Annotated in this window: 21 protein-coding genes; 12 read left to right on the plus strand and 9 right to left on the minus strand. The window is 71.6% G+C overall.

Annotated features, from left to right (window positions below):
* Together FKD65_RS29995 and FKD65_RS30000 are read right to left on the minus strand one after the other, a co-directional pair.
* A complete protein-coding gene (locus tag FKD65_RS29995; protein ID WP_141581091.1) occupies nucleotides 1-1422 on the minus strand; it encodes an LCP family protein in 1422 nt (473 codons plus the stop codon).
* A 119-nt stretch (nucleotides 1423-1541) separates the two neighbouring features.
* Complete coding sequence (locus FKD65_RS30000; RefSeq protein WP_205718290.1) at nucleotides 1542-2387, minus strand: TIGR03089 family protein; 846 nt, start codon at nucleotides 2385-2387, stop codon at nucleotides 1542-1544.
* A gap of 69 nt (nucleotides 2388-2456) precedes the next feature.
* Here FKD65_RS30000 and FKD65_RS30005 point away from each other — a divergent pair, with 69 nt between their 5' ends.
* The 3 genes from FKD65_RS30005 to FKD65_RS30015 all read left to right on the plus strand — a co-directional run bounded on the left by FKD65_RS30005 (nucleotide 2457) and on the right by FKD65_RS30015 (nucleotide 6805).
* Nucleotides 2457-4646 (plus strand): hypothetical protein, encoded by a 2190-nt coding sequence (locus FKD65_RS30005; RefSeq protein ID WP_240809666.1) that lies wholly within the window; start codon nucleotides 2457-2459, stop codon nucleotides 4644-4646.
* Between the two features lie 175 nt (nucleotides 4647-4821).
* Entirely contained in the window at nucleotides 4822-5706 is an 885-nt protein-coding gene (locus tag FKD65_RS30010) for a glycosyltransferase family 2 protein (RefSeq protein WP_240810377.1), read from the plus strand.
* A 4-nt stretch (nucleotides 5707-5710) separates the two neighbouring features.
* Entirely contained in the window at nucleotides 5711-6805 is a 1095-nt protein-coding gene (locus FKD65_RS30015) for a glycosyltransferase family 4 protein (protein ID WP_141581095.1), read from the plus strand.
* Here the strand turns inward: FKD65_RS30015 and trxA are convergent.
* Nucleotides 6786-7109: a thioredoxin gene (gene trxA / locus FKD65_RS30020; protein ID WP_141581097.1), complete on the minus strand. Its 324-nt coding sequence runs from the start codon at nucleotides 7107-7109 to the stop codon at nucleotides 6786-6788. The genes FKD65_RS30015 and trxA overlap by 20 nt on opposite strands.
* Nucleotides 7106-8092 carry a lysylphosphatidylglycerol synthase domain-containing protein gene (locus FKD65_RS30025; RefSeq protein WP_141587169.1) on the minus strand — a complete coding sequence of 329 codons (987 nt, stop codon included), beginning with the start codon at nucleotides 8090-8092 and terminating at the stop codon, nucleotides 7106-7108. Before FKD65_RS30025 ends, trxA begins: the two co-directional genes overlap by 4 nt.
* 66 nt (nucleotides 8093-8158) lie before the next feature.
* Here FKD65_RS30025 and FKD65_RS30030 point away from each other — a divergent pair, with 66 nt between their 5' ends.
* The 5 genes from FKD65_RS30030 (at nucleotide 8159) to FKD65_RS30050 (ending at nucleotide 13356) form a co-directional block, all read left to right on the plus strand.
* A complete protein-coding gene (locus FKD65_RS30030; RefSeq protein ID WP_141581099.1) occupies nucleotides 8159-8863 on the plus strand; it encodes a class I SAM-dependent methyltransferase in 705 nt (234 codons plus the stop codon).
* A 158-nt stretch (nucleotides 8864-9021) separates the two neighbouring features.
* Nucleotides 9022-10170, plus strand: coding sequence for a glycosyltransferase family 1 protein (locus tag FKD65_RS30035; RefSeq protein WP_141581102.1), 1149 nt, complete (start codon nucleotides 9022-9024; stop codon nucleotides 10168-10170).
* A 34-nt stretch (nucleotides 10171-10204) separates the two neighbouring features.
* The gene (locus FKD65_RS30040; RefSeq protein ID WP_141581105.1) at nucleotides 10205-11272 is read left to right on the plus strand and encodes a sugar phosphate nucleotidyltransferase; all 1068 of its coding nucleotides are present in this window, start codon (nucleotides 10205-10207) and stop codon (nucleotides 11270-11272) included.
* An 84-nt stretch (nucleotides 11273-11356) separates the two neighbouring features.
* Complete coding sequence (locus FKD65_RS30045; RefSeq protein ID WP_141581107.1) at nucleotides 11357-12541, plus strand: hypothetical protein; 1185 nt, start codon at nucleotides 11357-11359, stop codon at nucleotides 12539-12541.
* Nucleotides 12542-12603: 62 nt separating this feature from the next.
* Nucleotides 12604-13356: a bifunctional 2-polyprenyl-6-hydroxyphenol methylase/3-demethylubiquinol 3-O-methyltransferase UbiG gene (locus FKD65_RS30050; protein ID WP_168221243.1), complete on the plus strand. Its 753-nt coding sequence runs from the start codon at nucleotides 12604-12606 to the stop codon at nucleotides 13354-13356.
* A gap of 269 nt (nucleotides 13357-13625) precedes the next feature.
* Here FKD65_RS30050 and FKD65_RS30055 read toward each other — a convergent pair whose 3' ends face one another.
* The gene (locus FKD65_RS30055) at nucleotides 13626-14030 is read right to left on the minus strand and encodes an ATP-binding protein (RefSeq protein ID WP_141581111.1); all 405 of its coding nucleotides are present in this window, start codon (nucleotides 14028-14030) and stop codon (nucleotides 13626-13628) included.
* Between the two features lie 128 nt (nucleotides 14031-14158).
* Here FKD65_RS30055 and FKD65_RS30060 point away from each other — a divergent pair, with 128 nt between their 5' ends.
* Both FKD65_RS30060 and FKD65_RS30065 read left to right on the plus strand, forming a co-directional pair.
* Nucleotides 14159-14911 carry a helix-turn-helix transcriptional regulator gene (locus FKD65_RS30060; RefSeq protein ID WP_141581113.1) on the plus strand — a complete coding sequence of 251 codons (753 nt, stop codon included), beginning with the start codon at nucleotides 14159-14161 and terminating at the stop codon, nucleotides 14909-14911.
* 25 nt (nucleotides 14912-14936) lie between these two features.
* Nucleotides 14937-15134 (plus strand): DUF397 domain-containing protein, encoded by a 198-nt coding sequence (locus FKD65_RS30065; RefSeq protein ID WP_141581115.1) that lies wholly within the window; start codon nucleotides 14937-14939, stop codon nucleotides 15132-15134.
* A gap of 94 nt (nucleotides 15135-15228) precedes the next feature.
* On the opposite strand, the gene FKD65_RS30070 is transcribed toward FKD65_RS30065, so the two are convergent.
* A complete protein-coding gene (locus tag FKD65_RS30070; RefSeq protein ID WP_141581117.1) occupies nucleotides 15229-16092 on the minus strand; it encodes a GON domain-containing protein in 864 nt (287 codons plus the stop codon).
* A 277-nt stretch (nucleotides 16093-16369) separates the two neighbouring features.
* On the opposite strand from FKD65_RS30070, the gene FKD65_RS30075 reads away from it, so the two are divergent.
* Nucleotides 16370-17308 carry a DNA-3-methyladenine glycosylase 2 family protein gene (locus FKD65_RS30075; RefSeq protein ID WP_240809668.1) on the plus strand — a complete coding sequence of 313 codons (939 nt, stop codon included), beginning with the start codon at nucleotides 16370-16372 and terminating at the stop codon, nucleotides 17306-17308.
* A 289-nt stretch (nucleotides 17309-17597) separates the two neighbouring features.
* Nucleotides 17598-18542 (plus strand): LysR family transcriptional regulator, encoded by a 945-nt coding sequence (locus FKD65_RS30080; protein ID WP_141581119.1) that lies wholly within the window; start codon nucleotides 17598-17600, stop codon nucleotides 18540-18542.
* Between the two features lie 10 nt (nucleotides 18543-18552).
* On the opposite strand, the gene FKD65_RS30085 is transcribed toward FKD65_RS30080, so the two are convergent.
* The 3 genes from FKD65_RS30085 to cofD form a co-directional block, all read right to left on the minus strand.
* The gene (locus tag FKD65_RS30085) at nucleotides 18553-21117 is read right to left on the minus strand and encodes a bifunctional FO biosynthesis protein CofGH (protein ID WP_141581122.1); all 2565 of its coding nucleotides are present in this window, start codon (nucleotides 21115-21117) and stop codon (nucleotides 18553-18555) included.
* A 157-nt stretch (nucleotides 21118-21274) separates the two neighbouring features.
* Nucleotides 21275-22609, minus strand: coding sequence for a coenzyme F420-0:L-glutamate ligase (locus tag FKD65_RS30090; protein WP_141581124.1), 1335 nt, complete (start codon nucleotides 22607-22609; stop codon nucleotides 21275-21277).
* Nucleotides 22606-23559, minus strand: coding sequence for a 2-phospho-L-lactate transferase (cofD, locus tag FKD65_RS30095; RefSeq protein WP_141581126.1), 954 nt, complete (start codon nucleotides 23557-23559; stop codon nucleotides 22606-22608). The genes FKD65_RS30090 and cofD overlap by 4 nt, the downstream gene beginning before the upstream one ends.
* Nucleotides 23560-23667 lie beyond the last annotated feature (108 nt).

Below are 23667 nucleotides of genomic sequence, written 5' to 3' on the forward strand. Positions count from 1 at the left end.
TCAGCTCTCCTTGCAGATGTCGTCGCTGGCGCGGATCTCGCCCTGCTGCTTCGGAATGCCGGCGCCGGCGCTCTTGAGGTTCGTCCAGTCGCGCCCGACGACGAGGTCGACGACGCCCGGCGTGCCGCCGGTGGTGCGCGCCGCGGCCTTCGGGCTGCTCGGGATCAGCGCGGTCAGGGTCTGGGCCTGCTGGTCGGCGCCGGAACCGTACAGCACCTTCGTGGCGGCCGTGGGCGCGGAGGCGTTCCCGCCGACCGTGACCTGGAAGCCCTGCGACTCCAGGTCGTCGGCGACGCGTCCGGCCTGCCCGTCGATGCCGCTGCCGTTGTAGACCCGCACGCGCACCTGGTTCGGCGGGATCTTCGTGGCGCCCGGCTTGGGCTCCTTGGGCACGGTCTTGTCGTGTTTGACGGCGGAGAAGAACGGCTGGGCGTTCGGGGTGAGCGCCACCCGGTTCGGGTCGAGCGGGTCGGGTCCGGAGGGGACGGTCACGAAGCGGAGCTTGCCGGAGGTCATGCCCTGCATCTCCTTGCCGATGTCCATCATGACCTGCGGCGTCAGCTCCTTGTCGGTGGTGAGCGACTTCGTCACCGCGTTCATGAGCCGGAGCATGCGACTGGGGTTGCTGAGGACGCCCGCGCTCATCGCCTTGCTGGCGAGCGCGCCCATGAACTTCTGCTGGCGCTTGATGCGGTCGGTGTCGGAGCCGTCGCCGAGGCCATGGCGCACGCGCACGTAGGCCAGTGCCGTCTCACCCTTGATCACGTGCCTGCCCCGGCTCAGCCTGAGCTTGGACTGGGGGTCGTTGACGTCCTTCGGCAGGCACACCGGCACGCCGCCGACGGCGGTGGTGATGGCCTTGAACCCGTTGAAGTCGACCTGCATGAAGTGGTCGACGCGGATGCCCGAGATGCTTTCGATCGTCTTGATGACGCAGGCGGCGCCGCCGTTGGTGAACGCCGAGTTGATCTGCGCGCGGGACTGCGCCGGGACCACCCCGCCCTTGCGGTTCCTGCAGGACGGCATCCGGACCATCAGGTCGCGGGGGAAGCTGATGCCCATCGCCTGGCCGCCGCCGGGGGACAGGTGCAGCAGGATCATCGTGTCCGAGCGGGGCGGCTCGTTCTTCATCGACCGGCCGTACTTGGCGTTCGACCCCTCGCGGGTGTCGGACCCGAGCATCAGGATGTTCAGCGCGCTGTTCAGCTTCTTCGGCCGGTTGGGGCCGAGCTGGGCGTTGACGTCCTCGTGCGAGATGTTCCCGAACGCCCGGCGGTAGAGGCCGTAGGCGGTGAGCGAACCGACCACCATGACCGCCGAAAGTCCGATGCACACCCAGCCGAGCATGCGCCAGCCACGTCGCGGCGCCGGCTGCGGATCGGCGTCGTCGACGTACTCCATGTACATCGGGTTGCTGTTCATCGGCTCCGAGGTCCGGGGGTATGGGCGGTTCCGGGGGTCCGGGGGCCGCGTCCCCGGGAGGGGGGCGGCCCTTGGCTCATGGGTCGAACGGACGGGACGAGGGCAAGGGGAAGCGTAGGTCAGGCGAGGCGGTACGGGGAGCCGGATGCGTCATTCGGTCCGGACGTACCGGCCACCACCGTCACATGCTCCAGGGTCAAGCGACGATCTAGGGCGGCTTTGTCAAAGTTTCGTTGGATTATGACGGAAGCACCCGAGGCTAGTGGTGCGAGAAGACCGGTAAGTACCCCGTCGAGTGTGGCGAAGGACATGTCAACCAGGAGCCGGTCGCGGGCGTCCAGCTCCCATTTCTCAGCGGCCCCACGCGCGGCGCTCACCAGCCCCGCCCCGCTGAATGTGGTCTTTGTCACATTCAGTGCGGGTGCCTCCGGAGGGCTCCCGGGCCCCGGGAACCGGTCACCGTAGGTGCGGACCTCCGCCGCGTAGTCGGTCACTCCGGGCGGGCAGTCGGCGAGCGGGCCGCCGAGCGCGTGCAGCGACAGGCCGACGACCTCTTCGGCCCCTCCTGCGAGCACATCGTCCGCGAGCACGTCGTCCAGCACCTCCTGCGCCACCGCCAGGATGTACGGATCGGAGGCCCCCGCCGGTTCGGCGCGGCCGGCGAACGCCTCCGGATCGACCGGCTCGGCGACGAGCCCGGTCGACCAGCAGGCCATCAGCCACACCGCGGTCTGCCAGTGCGGCGGCAGGACCATGACGACCCGGGTGCCCGGCTCGGCCGCGAGGCCGTCCACCAGGAAGTTGGCCGTCTTCGCCACCCAGTTGTCGAACGTGCGCGCGGACAGCTCGACGCGCTCGCCGCTCGCGTCGTCGTAGAAGGTGACCAGCGGTCGGGACGGGTCGGCGGCGACCCGCCGCCGCAGCAGCTCCGCGGGCGTGCCCGCGGCCCCGGCATGTGCGCTCATGCTCCGAGCGTATGCCCGCATGATCGTCCTGGCGCCGACATCGCGCCGATGCCGCTACGCTCCGCACGGGTGAGGGACGGAACAGTGGCGGGCGAGCTCCCGGGCGGCGGGCACCGCGACGGCGAGCGCCGCGGACCCGGGCCCCGGGACGCCGAGCGAGGCGGCGGCGGACGCCGCGGCGCCCGCGCACGGAGCGGAACCATGGACGCCGGCCGGTTGCTCGCTCGGGCCACCGCGGCCCCGGCCCTGGTCGTCGTCGCGTGGCTGGCGGTGTCGCTGCCGCTGCTGATGGGCGGCGTCTTCCGCCCGGTCCCGGCGGTGGCGCTGTTCGCGCCCGTCGCGGCCCTGGTCCTGTGGCTCGGCCTGCGGTCCCGCGCGGGGGGCGCCCCCGCGGAGACCCGTGACGGCCCAGACACAGTTCCGCGCTGGCCGGTGTGGTCGGTGTTCGCCGTCACGGCCGCGTTCCTGGTGCTCCAGGTCGTCATGTGCTCGGAGCAGATCGTCGTCCGCCGCGACCCGGCCTCCTACGTCCAGTTCGCGACGTGGCTGGCCGAGCACGGGTCGCTGCCGATCCCGCTCATGGAGGGGGCGTTCGGGGGCCCGCACGGCGTCCTGCGCTTCGAGAGCCCCGCCTTCTACCAGGACGGCGGCGCCGTGGTCCCGCAGTTCATGGCGGGGTGGCCGCTGGTGCTGGCGCCCGCCGGGTGGATCGGCGGCGCCCGCGCGATGGTGCTGGCGGCGCCGCTGCTCGGCGCGTGCTGCGTGCTGTCCTTCGCCGGCCTGGTCGCGCGCCTGGTCGGCCCCCGCTGGGCGCCCGCCGGGGCGCTGCTGCTCGCGCTGACGCTGCCGATGCTCTACGTCTCCCGCAACACCTTCAGCGAGCTCCCCGCCATCGTCCTGCTGCTGGGCGGCCTGTCGCTGATGCACGACGCCCGCCGGGAGCCCGGCGGCGGACCGGACCGGCGGGTCGCCGGCCTCAAGTCCTTCCTCGGCGGCGCCGCGCTTGGGCTGATCGTGCTCGTCCGCATCGACGGGCTGCGGGACGTCCTGCCGGTCCTGGCGTTCGCGGGCCTGCTCATCGCGCGCAGGCGGGCGTCCGGATACTGGACCGCCGGCGGCCTGCTGCTCGGCGCGGGCGCCGGGGTCGTCGAGGGCCTCACCATGTCCCGGCCCTACCTGTCCTACCTCCGGGGTTCGCTCGTCCCGCTGGCGGCCATCGCCGCGGCGGTCCTCGTCGCGACGGTCCTCATGGTGGTCGCGCTCCGGTGGGACCGGACGGGGGCCCGGCTGCGCCGCGCCGGCGCGGCGGTCGCGCGCGGCCGGTTGCCGGCCGCCGCCGCCTTCCTCACCGTGCTGGTGCTGGTGGGCTTCGCGGTGCGGCCGCTGGTGCAGACCGTCCGCCGCACACCCGCGACCAGGGACGACACGATGAACGCCCGGTTCATCGAGGCGATCCAGAAGATCCAGCACCTCCCGGTGGACGGCGCCCGGCAGTACTCCGAGCTGTCCCTGTACTGGGTGGTCTGGTACATCGGCATCCCCGCCCTGCTGTTCGCGGCGCTGGGCGCGGCGCTGCTGGTGCGGCGGCTGCTGCGCGGGCAGTCGCCGGAGTGGCTGCTGCCCTACGCCATGGTCGTCTGGACGACCTCGCAGGTGCTGGTCAGGCCCGGGATCACCCCCGACCACCCGTGGGCGTCCCGCCGGCTGGCCGGGCTCGTCATCCCCGGCCTGCTGCTGTTCACGGTGTTCGCCTCGGCCTGGGCCGTCAAGCGCGCCAGGCGGCTCGGGTACGGGCCGAAGGCGGTGCGCGCGTGCGCGGTCGCCGGCGTCGCGCTGATGCTCTTGCCGATCGTGCTGACGTCCGGCGGCTACCTCGTCACGCGCACCGAGCGGGGCGAGGTCTCCGCCGTGGACGGGATGTGCCGCGCGCTGCGGCCGGGCGCCTCGGTCGTGGTGGTCGAGCAGGCCGCCGCCGACCGGTTCCTCCAGGTCGTCCGCGGGATGTGCGGGCTGCCCGCCGCGCGCACGGCGGGCGGCGCGTCGCGCGAGGACGTGCTGGGCGTCGCGGACGCGGTCCACCGGGCCGGGCGGCGCCCGGTGATCATGGCGTCGAGGCCCGACCAGGTCGCCCCCTACGGGACGCCGCGGCACGTGCTGCACCTGGTGACGCGGCAGGACGGGCGCACCCTCACCGGCCCGCCGGGCGGCACCTGGGGGCTGACCATGGACGTGTGGATCGCCGAGCCCGCGCGGCCGTAGTGGCCGCCGACGCGCGCGGGGGCGAGTATCCTCGCGCTGCGTGAGCACCCAGTCTGTCGAGCCGACGCCCCAGCCAGCCGATGTGGAGCCCGCGTCCGTCCCCGCGCCCGCTCCGGCCTCCGCGCCCGTCCCCGCGCCCGGGTCCGGCCCCGCCGCGGTCGACGCGTCCGAGGCCGTGCACGTCACGATCGTCCTGCCCTGCTACAACGAGCAGGACCACGTGATCGACGAGGTCGAGCGCATCTGCAAGGCGATGGAGGCCAGCGGCAAGACCTACGAGCTGCTGGCCGTCGACGACTGCTCGACGGACGAGACGCTCGCCCGGCTGGAGGAGGCGGCGCCCCGCTTCCCGCACATGCGCATCATGGCGTTCCAGCACAACAGCGGGTCGGGCACCGTCCGGCGCATCGGCTCCCAGCAGGCCCGCGGCGACATCGTCGTGTGGACCGACGCCGACATGTCCTACCCCAACGAGCGGATCCCCGAGCTGGTGGAGGTCCTCGACACCGAACCGGCGGTCGACCAGGTCGTCGGGGCGCGCACCACCGAGGAGGGGACGCACAAGGCGCTGCGGGTGCCCGCCAAGTGGTTCATCCGCAAGGTCGCCGAGCGGCTCACCAACACGAAGATCCCCGACCTGAACTCGGGGCTGCGTGCGTTCCGCCGCGAGGTGTCGCTGCCGTACCTGCGGCTGCTGCCGCCCGGGTTCTCCTGCGTCACGACGATCACGATCGCGTTCCTGTCGAACCAGCACCCCGTCCGGTACATGCCGATCGACTACGCCAAGCGGGCGGGGAAGTCGAAGTTCCACTTCACCAAGGACGCCTACCGCTACATCCTGCAGGTCCTGCGGATGGTCATGTACTTCAACCCGCTCAAGGTGCTCATGCCCCCGGCGCTGTGGCTGATCCTGATCGGGCTGCTCAAGGGCGTGTTCGACATGGTGGTGCACTTCGGCTACTTCGCCAACAACACCATCATGATCTTCGTGACGGGGCTGATCATCGCGTCGCTGGCCCTGCTGGCCGACCTGATCGTCCGCTCGCGCGGCGACGTCTAGCGGCATGCGCGTCGCGATCGTCGGGCCCGCGTTCCCCTACAAGGGCGGCGGCGCCCGGCACACCACCGAGCTGGCGCACCGGCTCGCGGCGGCGGGCCACGACGTCGTCATCGAGTCGTGGCGGGCCCAGTACCCCTCGTTCCTGTATCCGGGGCAGCAGACGATCTCCGAGCCGGAGGGCGAGCCGTTCCCCGGCACCCGGCGCCGGCTCGACTGGCGCCGCCCGGACGGCTGGTGGCGCACCGGCCGCGCGCTGCGGTCGAGCGACCTGGTCGTCCTGGTGGTGCTGAGCACCGTCCAGGTGCCGTCCTACCTCGGCATCCTGGCGGGCCTTCGGGGCGGGGCCCCGGTGGTGGCGCTGTGCCACAACGTCCTGCCGCACGAGCGCAAGCCCTACGACGAGCCGCTGATGAGGCGCCTGCTGCGGAAGGTGGACGGCGTGCTCGTCCACACCGAGGCCCAGGCCGACCTGGCGCGCACGCTCACGGAGCGCCCCGTGCGGGTCGCCGAGATGGCCGCGCACCTGCCGGCCGCCGACCTGCCCGCCGGCGCCGCCGCGCCCGGTGACGGGAAGGTCCGCCGGCGGCTGCTGTTCTTCGGGATCGTCCGCCCGTACAAGGGGCTGGACGTCCTGCTCCGGGCCCTCGCCGAAGGCCCCGACGACGTCGCGCTCACCGTCGCGGGGGAGTTCTGGGGCGGCCTCGACGAGACCCGCGAGCTGATCCGCTCGCTGGACCTGGAGTCCAGGGTGGAGCTGCGGCCCGGCTACGTTCCGGCCGCCGACATCCCGGGGCTGTTCGCCGCGGCCGACGCGCTCGTCATGCCCTACCGTTCGGCGACCTCGTCGCAGAACGTGTGGATGGCCCACGAGTACGGCCTCCCGGTGATAGCCACCGACGTGGGCGGGTTCGCCGAGCAGATCCGCGACGGAGCGGACGGGCTCGTCTGCGCGCCCGGCGACGTGCCCTCGCTCGCCGGCGCCCTCCGGCGCTTCTACTCGCCGGGGGAGCCGGAGCGGCTGCGCTCCGGCGTCCGCCCGGTCGACCACGGCCCGGTGTGGGCCGCCTACCTCGACGCCCTCACAGGTGCGGTTCGATGACCTTCATCAGGGCGCGCTTCGGCTTGGCGCCGACGATCTGCTCCACGACCTCGCCGTTCTTGAGGAGCAGCAGGGTCGGCAGGCCCATCACGCCGTACTTGCCCGGCGTCTGCGGGTTCGCGTCGTAGTCCATCTTCGCGATCTTGATCTTGCCGTCCTGCTCCTGCGCGATCTGCTCCAGCACGGGAGCGATCATGCGGCACGGCCCGCACCAGTCGGCCCAGAAGTCGACCAGAACGGGTGTGTCGCTGCTCAGGACCTCGTCCGCGAACGTCGCGTCGGTCACGGTGATCGGGGCCGTCACGGTCCCTCCTTCGTAGGCTGCGCGCCCGTCGTGGGCTGCGTACCGGTCACAAGTTCCCCGGGCCCCGGTTCATTCCCGGCGGCCGGGACCGTCCTGCCGAGCAGGAGCGCGATTCCCGCGTTGGCGAGGTCGGCGGCGGTCAGCAGCACCCGGGACGCGATCGCGACCACCACCGGGGCGCCCGGCGGCAGCACCGACGACAGCACGAGCGTCATCGCCGCCTCCCGCGCCCCGATGCCGCCCGGCGCGATGAAGACGAGGAAGCCGGCCACGAACGCCAGCGCGTACGCCCCCGTCGCCAGGAAGGGCAGGCCCTTGCCGCCGCCGCCCGCGGCCGCGCACAGCAGCCAGGTGTGCACGCCGAACAGGGCCCAGCCGAGGACCGTCCACCCGACGGCCCTGAGCGTCGCGCCCAGGCTGACCGGATGCTCCAGCGGCGGCCGCCGCACGAGCCTGAGCATCAGGTCGAGCGCCCAGCTCACGATCTTCGGGTGCAGCATCACCAGCAGGACGGGCGCCAGCAGGAACAGCCACCAGTACTCCCGGCGCGCCGCCGCCGACGTCAGCGGCAGCGTCACCGCCGCGACCGCGAGCCCGCACGAGGTGGACGTGGCGACGGCCAGCAGCGTCGAGCCGAAGCTGCGCTCGGGCGGCACCCTGTGCTCGCGCGTCATCTCGATCTGGGTGACCAGCGCCCACACCTTGCCCGGGACGTACTTGCCGAGCTGGCTGATCCCGGAGATCCGGAAGATGGCCCGCACCGGCAGCGGCGACCCGAGCCCGGCGAGGAACTCCCGCCAGCCGAGCATCCAGGCGAACAGGCCCGCCAGCCCCGCGGCGAACGCTCCCGCGAGCGTGACCCACGACATCTGCCGGAACGCGTTCACCGTGGCGTCCCACTGGGAGGCCACGCTGTAGCCGCAGAACGCGAGCGCGAGCAGGACCAGGAGCACGCGCAGGCCCCGGACGGCGACGACCTTCATCTTCACCCGCCCAGCGTAGGCGAACGTGACCTCGCGGCCGTCCGCTCCGCCTAGAGTTGGGGAGCGATGAAGATTTCGGATGTGGTCGCCTTCATGGGGCACCAGGTGCACGTGTGCCGGTACCGCGAGGCGGGGACGCTGCTCGATTGGATGGGGCGCGACCTGCGCGGCAAGCGGGTCCTCGACGTCGCGGGCGGTGACGGCTACTGGGCCGGCCGCGCGCGCCGGCGCGGCGCCGAGGCCGTCTCGATCGACCTGGCCCGCGGCAAGATGGTCTACGGGCGGACGCTCGCGCACGCCCCCGCGCTGGTCGAGTGCGACGCGCTGCGGCTCCCGTTCGCCGGCGGCTCGTTCGACGCGGTCCTGTCGGTCTGCGCGATCGAGCACTTCGACGACGGCGGCAGGTCGCTCGACGAGATGGCGCGGGTCCTCAAGCCCGGCGGTGAGATCTTCATGTCCGCCGACGTGCTGAGCCGCGCCGACGCCTGGCCGAAACTGCGCGACGCGCACAAGGCCAAGTACCACGTCCAGCACACCTACACCCACGACAGCCTCCGCAAGCTGATGGACGAGCGCGGCCTCGACCTCGTCGGGTACAGCTACCAGTTCCGCACGGCCGCGACCGAGCGCCTCTACCTGTCCCTTTCCACCTACGGGGGCAAGGTCGGCTTCAACGCGGCCGCTCCGCTGACGCCGCTCGTCGCGCTCGCCGACCGTGCGGCCCCGAACGAGCGCGGCAGCATCGTTCTGGTCCGGGCCCGAAAAAGATAGGGATGGGCAAAGACCTGAGCGCGTAAGTGGTGATCGTGTGGGGAGAGCCCCTCACGATGAATCGCGTGGAACGAGATCCGGCGAGTGCGCGCCCTCCGGGCGTACGCTCGAAGGGTAAAGAGTGATCTACGCCACCGCGCTGGATGGGGGAGTGGACCGTGGCGCCTCGGATTCTGCTCGACGCCACCGCCGTGCCTGCCGACCGCGGCGGGCTCGGCCGGTACGTGGACGGGCTGCTGTGCGCCCTGCACCGGCAGGGCGCCGACCTCGCCGTAGCCTGCCAGCGCGCCGACGCCAAGCGCTATGAGGGCCTCGTGCCCGGCGCGCAGGTCGTCGCGGGCCCCGCTACGCTCTCGCACCGCGCCACCCGGCTGGCGTGGGAGCAGTCGGGCCTGCCGCACGTGGCCGCGCGCGTCGGCGCGGAGGTCATCCACCTGCCCACCTACACGATGCCGGTGAGCGCGGGCCTGCCGACCGTGGTGACGATCCACGACGTGACGCTGTTCGCCGAACCGGAGCTGCACGACCCGGTGCGCACGTCCTACATCAAGTCGGCGACCCGCACCGCGGCCCGCCGCGCCACCCGGCTGATCGCCCCGTCCCGCGCGACGCGCGACGAGCTGGTCGCCCTCCTCGGCGCCGACCCGTCCCACATCGACGTCGCCTACCACGGCGTCGACCACGAGGTCTTCCACCGCCCCTCCGAGGCGGAGGTCAAGCACGTCTCCGACCGCCTCGGCCTGCACGGCCGCCCCTACGTCGCCTACCTGGGCGCGCTGGAGCCGCGCAAGAACGTCCCGAACCTGATCCGCGGCTGGGTGAAGGCCTGCGCCGGCCGCGAGGAGGCCCCCGCCCTGGTCCTGGCGGGAAGCGGCGGCTGGGACGACGAGGTCGACGCGGCCCTCGCCACCGTCCCCCTGGAACTGCGCGTCCTGCGCCCCGGCTACCTGCCCTGGGCGGCCCTGCCCGGGTTCTTCGGCGGCGCTCTGGTCGTCGCGCTCCCGAGCCGCGGCGAGGGCTTCGGGCTGCCCGTCCTGGAGGCCATGTCCTGCGGCGCGCCCGTCCTCACCACCCACCGCGGCCCCCTCCCCGAGGTCGGCGGCGACGCGGTCGCCTACACCGAACCCGACCCGGACGGCATCGGCGACGCCCTGGCCGCCCTGATCGACGACCCGCCGCGCCGCGCCGAGCTGGCCGAGGCCGCCCACACCCGCTCCGAGCGCTTCTCCTGGTCGGCGTCCGCCGAGGCCCACATGGCCTCCTACCAGCGCGCCGTGGAGCAGTACGCGAAGGCCCGCACCCACTAGGCTCTCTCCTACCGCGCGTGGAGAAAGGAACCGAGTGGAAGCGATCCTCCTCGTGGGAGGTCAAGGCACCCGCCTGCGCCCCCTGACGATCTCCACCCCGAAACCCCTGCTCCCCACCGCGGGAGTGCCTCTGCTGGAGCATCAGCTGGTGCGTGCCCGCGACGCGGGCGTGGCCCGCATCGTGTTCGCCACGTCGTACCGGGCGGAGATGTTCAACGAGGCCTTCGGTGACGGCGCGCGGCTCGGTCTGGACATCGTCTACGTCACGGAGGACGAGCCGCTCGGCACCGCGGGCGCCATCCGCAACGCTTCCACCGCTCTGACGTGCGACGCCGACAGTCCCGTACTCGTCCTGAACGGCGACATCCTGTCCGGGCATGACATCTCCGCTCAGGTCGCCGCGCACGAGAAGGGCGAGGCGGCGGTCACCCTCCATCTGACGCTCGTGGACGACGCTCGCCGCTACGGCTCGGTGCCGACCTCGCCGGACGGCCGCGTGCTGGACTTCGTGGAGAAGTCCCCGAACCCGCCCACGAACCAGGTCAATGCCGGCTGCTACGTCTTCCGCCGCTCCGTGATCGACGCCATCCCCGCCGGACGAGTCGTGTCGGCGGAGTACGAGACCTTCCCCCAGCTGCTTGAGGCGGGCGAACCGGTCTGCGGTTACGTCGAGGCCGCGTACTGGCTGGACGTCGGGACCCCGGCCGCGTTCGTCCGGGGTGTCAACGACCTGGTCCTCGGCACCCTGCCGTCCCCGGTCGTCGAGGTGGGCGACAACGGCGTCCTTCTTTTGGAGAACTCCTCAGTCGCCGCCACGGCCCGGCTCGGCGGCGGCACCTCGGTGGGCGCGGGAGCGCGCGTCGGCGCCGAGGCCACCGTCGAGTCGAGCGTCCTGTTCGATGACTCGGTGGTCGAGCAGGACGCGCGTGTCGTTCGATCCGTGATCGGCCGCGGCGCCCGCATCTGCTCCGGAGCCGTCCTGGAGGACTGCGTCATAGGCGACGGCGTGACGGTGGGCTCCGGAAACCAGCTGCTCAACGGCGCCCGCATATGGCCGAACGTGGAACTCCCACCGACCGCGATCCGCTTCTCCGCCGAGTAGTCTCGTGCCGCGAAGAGTCTTTCCGGTTCCATGGGACCGGCTTTCGCAAAGTCTCCTCGAATAGCGAGACCTGGCGGGTGGCCCGTGACACAGGATTTGCTCATCAACCTTGTGGCCTCGGGGCTGGCCTTCACGCTGGGGGTGAGCGTGCGATCGGTGCGGCAGCGCATCAGGAACGCGAAGGAGTCGGCAGGGTCTCGCCGGATCAAGGAACAGCGTCATCCGCGTTTCACGCATGGCTGGCTGCTGGAGTACTACCTCCGCAGAGACAGGCTGGACGACCTTTACCTGCTGGTGGACGGCAACCGCCGCCGGATAGTGCCGTTCCTCACCAAACCGTCATGGACCGACCACGACTTCGACGAGAGCATCCTCCTGCGACAGGAGCCGCCTCATCGCCGGTCGGACGTCGAGGTGGACGGGGAGATCCTGAGGCGGCGCCGCGCCTATCTGGCGGTGGACGACGAGGACGGTGAGCCCTGGAACGATCTTCTGGCCGTGGTGCAGAAGGTCGAGGAGACCGAGGACGGCCCCCGTATCACGCTGGCCATGGCGGAGTACTTCCAGTTCCTGACGGCGTGCGGGGCCTTGGAGGACGAGACCTATGAGGCGGTTCGCAATCGGCGTAGCTCCACACCCATCAGGGACACGGTGCTCGGGAGCGTGAACGACGCGGCGCAAGCCCGCCGGGGAGCACACGGCTTCGGAATGCAGTGCGCGTTCGTCTTCTCCGAGGAAGGGCGGCTGCGGGTCCTGATCCAACGGCGTTCCCACTCGGTGTCGATCTACGGTGGCGCGCTCGCCGTCGTCCCCGTCTTCGGCTGCCAGTCGATGGACCTGTCCGACCGGACGCCGGTCTCGATCTTCCACAACTTCCTGCGCGAGGTTTATGAGGAACTGTACGGAGGTGAGGAGGTCGAGAAGCGGGGAAACCGGGTCGATCCGACCTGGTTCTACCAGGAGCTTCCGATAGCCGGCCTCATCGCCGCGAGGGAGGCCGGGCGGATGGAGTTCCGGGTACTCGGCTTCGGATTCGATGGGCTGAACGGTGAAGTCGATGTCTGTGGTCTCGCTTATATCAAGGATCCCGGATTCGCGCGGCGGGAGCTCCCGACACTCAAAGCCAATTGGGAGATTCAGGACATCAGCTGCTGGGACCTCTTCGGGGAGGACCTCACCGACGCAATGTTCGCGGGCGAGTTCTCGCCCGGAAGCGTGTACACGATCTCCGAGGCTCGGCGTCACCTTGCCGGTGCGGAGAACGCGTGATCTCCTGCGACCCGTGCACACTATGTCGCGGCACGATGCGAGAGACCCAATTCGGATTGGCCATGGGCACTGTGGTGCGATGCCTCGGCTGCTCGCTGGTCTCCATGGTGGGAGGTGACGGAGATCTGGTGCGCTGTGCCTATGACGAGGACTACTACAGGCGGGCGGGCGCGCCTGGCCCCGGCTACGGCGACTACTTCGGTGCGGAGGCCGAGGCCCGCCGGCAGATCTCGTCCACGCTGGCGGATGTGGTGCTTGCGCTGGCACCAGTAGCGCAACGGGTGCTTGACCTGGGCTGCGGTGGCGGGTTCCTTGTCAATGAGCTGGCCAAGCGCGGTATTGCCGCAACGGGGGTGGACGGTTCCCGCCACGTGATCGAGCGAGCACGGGAGAGCGTCGGCGGTGGGAGCTTCCTGCATGCGGACATTGGCGCCCCCTGCGTCGCGGCCCGCGCATCCTTCGACGTGATCACCATGATCGACGTGATCGAGCACCTTCCCGATCCGGTCGCGGCCTTGAGGCAGGCAGCGAGCTTGGCGGCCCCCGGAGGAGTGATCGTGCTGCTCACCCCGCGCTACGGCGACCGCCTGCTCGCCGAACAGGGTGCCGCCTACGTCCATTTCAACAGCGATCACATGTACTACTTCACCGAGGAGACGCTGCGGGCCGTCATCGCACAGGGCACCGGTCAGTGCACGATCGACGTTGAAGACGTTCTCGTGCTGGCGCGCGAGCGGGAGGTGGACGTCCCCGCCTCCATGGCCCGCAAGTACACCGTCGAGCGAGAAAGTATGCTTGCCGTCGTAAGACTCTGATCAGTTCGCGAGGTAACCGGCCACGTGCGACGCCGCCCGGGCTAGGTCATCAGCGGGCGCATGGCCGCCGGGCCAGACGAACAACCAGCCTTTTCCAGGGTTACGAATGCAGGCGACCAGGACCGTCCTGTGATTCCTGTGAGGGTGCGGCTTGACGCAGCGCAGTAGCGACGTGCCGTAGGCCTGCGAAACCCAAGAGGGGAATCCACGGCGCTCAAGTTTCCTGCCCAGCGCGGTGAGGAGATCCAGCCGCTGACGTTCCCACCGCTTCATGAAAGGAGACAACGCGCCCACACGACCTTGCCTCCATCCGGGGCGGAGCGGTGGCCCCAGCTCTCGGCGAGATGCTCGACGATCTGCAGACCGCGGCCGTTGACGTCGTCCTTTCGGGCCTTCCTCCGGCGCGGGACGCCTGAACCGACGTCCGCGACCTCGATGGTGAGGACGCCAGGGCGGAGGCTGAGACTGAGGGTGATCATGCCCTGGCCGGCGGTGAGGGCGTTGGTGAGGAGTTCGCTGACGATGAGCGTCACGTCGTCCGCCAACACGGCCAGTCCCCATTTGTTCAGGTGGACCTCGGCTAGGTCGCGGCCCAGTTGCACCGATGACGGGACGGGGAAAAGGTCCCGTCGGAACTCCTCGTGAACACCGCAGTGCCCCATCGTGATCGACATCTCGCTCTATGGATTCGGATCCTGTGACTTTCGCTCACAGCGTGGGGCGAGATTGCTACGTTCGGTAGTTGGCTGCGGACATTGCATACCTGGAGGTTCCCGTTGGGTGTCGCGGACTCGCTCGACCGATGGACTCGCACTGGCACTGGATGGCCTATGACCTGCGCAGACACAGGTTGCAGGAAGGGATTTCGCAGGCCCGGCTAGGGCGTGTGATCGGTGCCGCGAAGCAGACCGTATGCAACTACGAGGCGAACGAGCGGCGCCTCACCGAGGACCAGACCAAGATCCTTGACCGCCGCTGGGACACCGGAGGCCACTTCCAGCGCCTGCTGATGTACGCCCGTCGCGCCTACGATCTCAACGGTCACCGCCAGCACCAGAGGTACGAGGCGCAGGCGTCAGAGCTTCGGATCTTCGGCCTCGCCATCGTCCCCGGGCTGCTCCAGACCGAGGCATACACGCGAGCGCTGTTCACCGCCGCGAGGTCAAGGCAGGTCGAGAAGCAGGTGGCGTTGAGACTGGCCCGTCAGGAGGCACTCTCGCGTCTCGACCCGCCCGAAGTCTGGGTGCTGCTGGACCAGGCGGTCCTCGACCGGCCGATCGGTGGCCGCCGCGTCATGGCCGAGCAGTTGGCGAGGCTTCGAGAGCCCACCGAGATGCCCAACGTCATCATCCGCGTCGTTACCCGGTCGGTGGGGGCGTACTTCGGACTCATGGGGGCCTTTGAGGTGCTTACCGTCGAACACGGCGATGTCGCGTATGTCGAGGCGTTGGGCAGTGGCAGACTGGTGCTCGATACCGCCGAGGTGCGGACGTTCGGGAAAGGCTTCGAACTCATCGCCGCGCAGGCGCTCCCCGAGGTCCCTCGCGCCGACTGATCGAGCGCATGATGGAGCACATGAGATGACCCCCCAGGTCAACTGGCGAAAGTCGAGTTACAGCGGCATGACCGACAACTCGAGTTGTGTGGAGATCGCCCGGTTGACGGGTGCTGTGGGTGTCAGAGATTCCAAGGACCCTGGTGTGGGGAGTCTGGTGCTGTCCGTCGAGTCGTTCGGTGGGTTGGTGGCTCGTATCAAACAGGACGAGCTTGGTCACTGAGTCTTTCTGAGGGGTGCGGTTCTCCGCCGACGACTGAGGGGACGGCGGAGACCGCCTCGCGGGGTGCGTGCGGGGCGGTCTCCGGGTGCGGTGGTCAGCTGGCGGTGCTGACGGAGCGGATGGAGCGGATCCGTCCGTCGAGTCCCAGCTCGGCGACCGGGCGGCCGCCTTGACGCGGCCTCACCAGGAGCCGGTCGCCCTTCCGGGTGACCAGCGGGCCGTTCGACGGCGCGAGAACGAAGCAGAGCCCGCCGGCGACCTGAGGCTGGTCCGCGCAGTCCAGAGTGAGGTTGAGCATGCCCGGACTCGGGTTGAACGGGTTGAAGGCGACCGGAGTCGGCATGATCCAGCCGCAGAAGCCGCCGCCCTGCAGGTTGACGACCTGCGCTCCCGGGCTGACGGCCGCCGTGCCGGAGGCGTTCGAGCCGCTGGTGGCGAAGGTGTTGTTCACCTTGACGGCGGTCTTCCGCAGGTCGATGTTCGCCCGGCCGGAGGGACTGTTGTTGCACGACATCGCGACGGCGTAGGGCATGCTCGTCACGGTCGTGGTGCCGCTGTGCTGGAGCGAACCGGTGGACGAGGCGTACTTCAGGTCGCCGATGTCCACGGTGAAGGTGGCGGGGTCGAGGCGGAGCCGGGTGAACCTGGTCCTGACGTTCGTCCCGGGGGACGCGCCGCCCGCGGTGTACTGCGAGTAATTGACCGAGGGTCCGGTTTTCCCGAGGGTGATGTACTCCTTGGGGGCCGTCGCCATGTCAGCGCAGTAGACGGTGAAGAGCTTCGTTCCGTTGTGCAGCAGGTAGGTCCCGTTCGGAGCGTTCGGGATGTTCTGGCGGATCTGCTGGCAGGAGCGGTAGATCACAGGAGGCTGGGCGTGCGCGGGCATCGTCCCTGCCAGCGGCAGCGCGGCGCAGGCCGCCGCGAGGACCACCGATGTCCGGAATGGGATTTTCGCCATGAATTCATCCTTTGTTAAGAGGCTGTGCTGTGCCGGAGATTAACAGCCGTTTCCGGCGCGGAGAACAGCGGCAAGGCAATACCGCTATCAGGGTATGGGCAAAGCCTTGCGGAAATAGTGAGGATGAATTTCGCTAAATGGTGATTTCTGCGTTCTGATCCCGGAAGGGAGTGAGAGGCCGGGCGGGTGGCAGACTGGTGACCGGCACCGCGGGGGGTGCGGGAGGCCGGGAGGGCCCGGTGGTCCGGTCGGGCGTCGAGCAGGGGGAGTCGGCTCGTTGAGCGTTGCAGAACCGTCGTCCGGGACGGCCGGGGAGGCGACCGCTGGGCGTCTCCCCGGCCGGGTCCGGGAGTGGCGGCCGCCGTGGCCGCTGGATCTGCGGGACGCGCTGGCGCCGCACCGGCGCGGGGCGCGCGACCCGGCGTTCCGGATCGAGCAGGACGGGTCCGTCTGGCGGGCGTCCCACACCCCGGAGGGGCCCGGCACGCTGCGCCTGCGGTGGGCGGGGGACGCCGTCGAGGCCACGGCCTGGGGGCCGGGGGCCGAGTGGCTGCTGGACGGGGTGCCCGAGCTACTGGGGGCCGCCGACGCGCCGGAGGGGTTCGTCCCCCGGCACGACGTCGTCCGCGACCAGGTGCTCAAGCGGCCGGGGCTGAGGATCGGACGGACGCGCCGCGTCTTCGAGGCGCTCGTGCCGGCGGTCATGGAGCAGAAGGTGCTCGGGCAGGAGGCGTGGCGCGGCTGGGCCTACCTGCTGCGCAGGTTCGGGCAGCCCGCGCCCGGCGCCCCGCACATGCGGGTCCCGCCGCCGCCGGACGTCTGGATCGGGATTCCCTCGTGGGAGTGGCACCGGTCCGGGCTGGAGGCCGTCCGGGCCCGGACCATCATCGGGGCGGCGCGGGTCGCGCGCCGGCTGGAGGAGGATCCGGGCGAGGCGCGGCTGCGGTCGCTGCCGGGCATCGGCGTGTGGACGGCCGCCGAGGTCAGGCAGCGCGCGGTGGGCGATCCCGACGCCGTCTCCGTCGGCGACTACCACCTGCCCGGCCTGGTCGGCTGGGCGCTGGCGGGCCGCAAGGTCGACGACGCCGGGATGCTGGAGCTGCTGGAGCCCTACGAAGGACATCGCTACCGGGTCACCCGGCTGCTGGAATCGTCCGGGATGCACCCGCCGAGGCGCGGCCCCCGGCTGCCTGTCCGGGACTACCGGTCGTTCTGACCGGGGGCTGCGCCGTGCGGCGGCGCAGCCAGAAGTTGTTCGGGGCCCAGTCGAGGCCGTCCCTGCTGTCGGACCCGAAGAGGGGGCCGAGGACGGCGAGGGCGACGATCAGGCCGAGTACGTACAGCATCGCTCTTCTCCTTGGGATCGCAGTTGCAGCGTTCCCGCGCGGGACGAGGAGAGGAGCCGGGGTCGCCGCCTCTTCTTCCTTCGCACCTACAGTTTGACTCCGTCCAACATTGAGGTCCAGCGAGGGTTCCTGGAGGGATTGTGTAAGAATCGCTTCACTATGCTGGATCTCGGGCGATTGCGGGTACTGCGCGAGCTCAAGCTGCGGGGCACGCTCGCGGCGGTCGCCGACTCCCTCGGCTACACGCCGTCCGCGGTGTCGCAGCAGCTCGCGCAGCTGCAGCGGGACGTCGGCGTGCCGGTCGTCGAGCGCGCCGGCCGCCGGCTGCGGCTGACCGAGGCGGGCGAGGTGCTGGTCGAGCACGCCGACGTGCTCCTGGCACGCGCGAAGCGCGCCGAGGAGGAGGCGCTCGCGGCGAGCGGGCGCGTCGCGGGCGCGGTGCGGCTCGTCGGCTTCCAGACGGCGCTGCTGCACGTCCTCGCGCCCGCCCTGCCGCGGCTGGCGGAGGCGTACCCCGAACTCGTGGTGGACGTGCTGGACGAGGAGTTCCACCGGGTGCTCCAGGCGCTGGTGCTCCAGGAGATCGACGTCGTGCTGACCGACGAGTACTCGCACCTGCCGCGCCCGCGCAGGCCCGAGCTGACCTCCGAGGTCCTCGTGACCGAGATGATGCGGGTCGGGATGCCCGAGGACCACCCCCTCGCCCGCGAGGGCGGCCCGGTCCGGCTGGCCGACCTGGCCGGGTGCCCGTGGGCGACCGGCCACGTCGGCACCAACCACGCCGACCTGCTCGAACGGACGTGCGTCGAGCTGGGCGGCTTCCGGCCCGACGTGCGCTACCGGTCCAACGACCTGATGGTCATCTTCGCGATGGTCGCCCAGGGCGGCGCGGTCTGCCTGGTGCCCGACCTCGCGCTCGCCGAGCGGGAGGAGGGCATCGTCGTGCGGGACGTCGCGGAGGCCCCCGTGGAGCGCCGCATGGTCATGTGGACGCGCCTCGGAGCGGAGGTGCGGCCGTCGGTCGAGGCCGTGCTGCGGGAACTGCGCCGCTCGGCGGACCTGCTGGTCGAGCGCCGCCCCAGCGTCCACCGCGGCGCGCCCTGACCGGCGGAGGTCACCCGGGCGGTGTCACCGGGGTCAGGGTGAGCGCCCGCCGCCCGAAGTGCCCGATGCCGTCCGTGCGCCTTGACGCCTCCAACCGCTCGGCGGGAACGTCGCCGTAGAGCGTGGTGCGCTGCCTGGCGGGACGGCCCGCGCGAGCGGCTATCGCCTCCAGTTCGCTGATGGGCTTGAACGACCCGTTCTCGGACCCGGCCATGCGGCTGATGGTCTCCTCCATGAGCGTCCCGCCGAGGTCGTTCACCCCTCCCTGGAGGACGCGCGTGCACAGCTCGTCCCCGAGCTTCACCCAGGACGTCTGGATGTTGGAGATCGCGCCGTGCAGCAGGATGCGCGCCAGCGCGTGGACGGCGATGTTCTCCCGCGCGGTCGGCCCAGGACGGGCCAGCCCGGCCAGGTAGATGGGCGAGTTGTGGTGGACGAACGGCAGCAGCACGAACTCGCTGAACCCGCCCGTCCGCTCCTGGATCGACCGCAGCAGCCTGATGTGCGCGACCCAGTGCGCGGGCGTGTCCACGTGCCCGTACATCATCGTGGACGTCGTCGGGATCCCGATCCCGTGCGCGGTCGTGACGACCTCGACCCACTGGTCGGTGGGCAGCTTGCCCTTGGTCAGGACCCAGCGCACGTCGTCGTCCAGGATCTCGGCGGCGGTCCCCGGCAGGGAGTCGACTCCCGCCTCCTTCGCCGCCTCCAGCCACTCCCGGATCGACAGGTCGGTTCGCGACGCGCCGTTCACGACCTCCATGGGGCTGTAGGAGTGCAGGTGGATGCCGGGCGCGCGGCGCTTCACCTCGCGGGCGAGGTCGAAGTACGCGGTGCCGGGCAGGTCCGGGTGGATCCCGCCCTGCATGCAGACCTCGGTGGCGCCGGCCTCCCATGCCTCGTCGACGCGGTCCCCGACCTGCTCCAGGGAGAGCGTGTAGGCGTCGGCGTCCGTGCGGCGCTGCGCGAACGCGCAGAACCGGCAGCCGGTGTAGCAGACGTTGGTGAAGTTGATGTTGCGGGTGACGACGTAGGTGACGTCGTCGCCGACGGTGTCGCGCCGCAGGCCGTCGGCCAGCGCGGCGAGCGCGTCCAGCTCCGGGCCCTCGGCGTGCAGGAGGGCGAGCGCCTCGTCGTCGGACAGCCCCGCCGGGTCGCGCTCGGCGCGCGCGAGGGCGGCCTTGACGTCGGCGTCGAACCGCTGGGGCGCGGTCATGCGGTCGCGCAGCGCGTCCCAGTCGCCGTACACCTCGTCGAAGTCGTCGCGCCGGTCCGCGGTGCGGCCGGTCGTGTCGATCTCGGTGTGCAGGTCGGTCCGGCCGGAGGCCGTGAAGCCGCCGTCGGGCTCCTGCCAGGGGCGCCCTTCCAGCACGGCGTCCTTGCGCGCCAGGCCCGTCGCGGGGTCGGCCAGGGCGGCGACGTGGCCCGCGAGCCGCGGGTCCAGCCACGGCTCCCCGCGCCGCACGTACTCCGGGTAGATCGTGAGCCGCTCGCGCAGCTCGAAGCCCGCCCCGGCGGTCCGTTCGGCCAGCTCCTCGATCTGCGGCCACGGCCGCTCCGGGTTCACGTGGTCGGGCGTCAGCGGCGACACCCCGCCCCAGTCGTCGATCCCGGCGCGCAGCATCAGCGCGTACTGGTCGGCGACCAGGTTCGGGGGCGCCTGGACGCGCGCCTTCGGCCCGAGGACGAGCCGCGTCACCGCGATCGTCGCGGCCAGCTCCTCCAGCTCGGCGTCCGGGGTGTCGCGCATCTTCGTGTCGGGCTTCGCGCGGAAGTTCTGGACGATCACCTCCTGGATCGCCCCGTACTCGCGCATCGTCCGCCGGATCTCGAAGATCGCGTCCGCGCGCTCCTCGACCGTCTCGCCGATCCCGATGAGGATTCCGGTCGTGAACGGCACGTTCGTGCGGCCCGCGTCCTCCAGGACCCGCAGCCGGATGGCCGGGTCCTTGTCGGGCGATCCGAAGTGGGGGCCGCCGCGCTCGCTGAACAGCCGCGTCGCGGTCGTCTCCAGCATCATCCCCATGGACGGCGCGACCGGCTTGAGCCGCTGGAAGTCGCGCCAGGTCAGCACCCCGGGGTTCAGGTGCGGCAGCAGCCCGGTCTCCTCCAGGACGCGGACCGCCATCGCGCGCACGTACGAGAGCGTGTCGTCGTAGCCGTGCGCGTCCAGCCACTCGCGCGCCGGGCGCCACCGGTCCTCGGGACGGTCCCCGAGGGTGAACAGCGCCTCCTTGCAGCCCAGCTCCGCGCCCCGCCGCGCGATCTCCAGCACCTCGTCAGGGCTGAGGTAGGGGGAGTCCAGCCGGTGCGGGACGGTCGCGAACGTGCAGTACCCGCAGCGGTCCCGGCACAGCCGGGTCAGCGGGATGAAGACCTTGCGGCTGTAGGTGATGACGCCCGGACGGCCCGCGGCCTCCAGACCGGCGTCCCGGGTGCGGGCCGCGTGGGCGAGCAGGTCGTCGAGCTGCGCCCCGCGGGCGCGCAGCAGCGTGGTGGCCTCGGATCGGTCCAGTGTCTTGCCGTCGCGCGCGCGGGCCAGGGCCCGGCGAAGAGCGGAGCTCGGGGCGTCCATGCGGGCACTCTATGCCAAGCGTCATAATTCGCGCCGCGCCGGGGTCGGCAAAGACCGGACAAAAAGGAATGGCCTCGGCCGTACAAGCCGAGGCCCACCCGATCTATTCCCGCCCGATCACCCGATCCGTTTCACCGGCCGGCTTCTCCCGGCCGCGTCACCTGACCTCGATGAAGGCGTCCGGGGAGCGCGGCGGGCGCTCGCGCGGCGGCGCGGCCGCACGGCCCACCCCGACGGCGCCCATCGGATCCCAGTCGTCCGGCAGGTCGAGGACGTCGCGGACCACGTCCCGGCAGAACATCGTGCTCGACACCCAGCACGAGCCGAGCCCCTCCACGGCCAGCGCGACCAGCAGGTTCTCCACCCCCGCCCCGGCGGCCACCACGAACATCTCCCGCTCGGCCCGCGAGCGCCGCTCGTCGGGGTAGTCGTGCGACCCGTCCATGACCAGGCACGGGACGACGAGGTAGGGAGCCCGGCGCAGCACCTCGCCGCGCCGCAGCCGCTTGGCGACCGACTCCTCGGAGAAGCCGTCGCGGCGCAGGTCGGCCTCCCAGGCGTCGCGCATCGCGTCCAGCAGCCGCGTCCGCGACTCCGCCGACTCCAGCAGGACGAACCGCCACGGCGTGGTGTGGTGCGGCGCCGGCGCGGTGATCGCGGCGCCGACCGCCCGCCGCACCGCGGCCGGGTCCACCGGCTCGGCGGTGAACTCGCGGATCGTGCGCCGCGCGCGCAGGACGTCCGCCGACCCGAAGCGGAACATGTCCTCCTCGGGCGGGCGCTGAAGGGCCCGCCCGCCGGGCCCGTCCTCCCGCGTGACCAGGCCGGACAGCCCGCGCACGACCGCGATCGGCACGCCCTCCAGCTTGCCCTTGACCAGTTCGCCGGCCGCCGCGATCTCGTCGGCCACCGCCGTGATCGTCGCGTCCAGGCGGTTGCCGTGGGCGTCCTCGCGCCCGCGCAGGTCGCTGAGCGGGGCGAGCCCGGCGGCGCCGATCGCCGCGTCCGTCAGCCCGTTGCGCCAGGGCCGCCCGAGCGTGTCCGACACGATCACGGCCACGTCGGCGCCGGTCCGCCGCCGCACCCCGGCCCGGATGCGGCGGGCCGAGGCGTCCGGGTCCTCCGGCAGCAGCAGCACCGTGCCGGGCCGCGTGTTGGACGCGTCCACCCCCGCGGCGGCCAGCACCAGGCCCTGCCGCGTCTCCACGATCCGGGTCTCGCCGCGCGCGTGCGCCCGCCGCGCCACGACCCGCACGGTCTCGGCGTCGATGGCCTTCTCCCGGTCGCCGGCGACCAGGACCCGTCCCTCCGCCTTGCTGACGATCTTGGACGTGACCACGAGCACGTCGCCGTCCTCGACCGTCCCGTCCGGGATCAGCGCCGCGATGTCGTCGCCCTCGCCGACCTCAGGCAGCCCCGGCACGCCGAAGACCTCGAACCTCCCGGGGGGGACGCCCGCGCCCCGGTCCGCTCCGCCCGGCCCCGCGCTCACTCGGCGACCCCCGTCCGCTTCAGCTCCACCGCGAGGTCCAGGGCCGCGCGCGCGATCGCGGCCGTCGCCTCGGGGTCGCGCATCAGCAGCGGCCGGGAGCGCACCTCGATGCCCTCCACCCGCACGTCCGCGTCGGCCTCGTCGACGAGCCAGCCGTCCAGCAGCCCGAGGCCGTAGTGCTCGGCGACGGCGCGCGCCGACGTCTCCACCCCGACCGCGGTTAGGCACGCGTCGGCCATCCCCCGCACGGGCGCCCCGCCGACGATGGGCGACACGCCCACCACGGTCTTCGCCGCCACCGCGTCCCGGATGCCGGGCACCGCCAGGATCGTCCCGATGCTCACCACCGGGTTGGACGGCGGGAACAGCACCACGTCGGCGGCCTCGACCGCCGCCAGGACGCCCGGCGCCGGCTTGGACTCCGCGGCGCCGACCGCCGCGATCGACAGGGCCGGGACCGAGGCGCGCAGCCGCACCCACCACTCCTGGAAGTGGATCGCGCGCCGCCCCTGCTCGTCCTCGACCACCACGTGCGTCTCGACCTGGTCGTCGGTCATCGGCAGCAGCCGGACCCCCGGCCGCCACCGGTCGCACAGCGCCTCGGTGACCGCCGACAGCGGGTAGCCGGCCGCCAGCATCTGCGTCCGCACGATGTGCGTCGCGAAGTCGCGGTCGCCGAGCCCGAACCATCCCGGCCCCACCCCGTAGGCGGCCAGTTCCTCCTTGACGGTGAACGTCTCCTCCGCCCGGCCCCAGCCCTGCTCCTCGTTGATGCCGCCGCCGAGCGTGTACATCACGGTGTCCAGGTCGGGGCAGACCCGCAGGCCGAACAGGGAGATGTCGTCCCCGGTGTTGCCGATGACGGTGATCTCCGCCTCCGGGGCGGCCGCCAGGAGCCCGCGCAGGAAACGGGCGCCGCCGATCCCGCCCGCCAACGCCACGATCTTCATGGGCTTAACCCTACGGTGATCCGCGACGCGGCCGGAGGGGTCGCCGCTCCGGGCGACACTATGCAAAGCTTTGCCTGCAATGGGGAATGCCCCGGTCCATCAGTCTTG

The organism is Actinomadura sp. WMMA1423 (assembly GCF_006547145.1).
GTDB lineage: Bacteria > Actinomycetota > Actinomycetes > Streptosporangiales > Streptosporangiaceae > Spirillospora.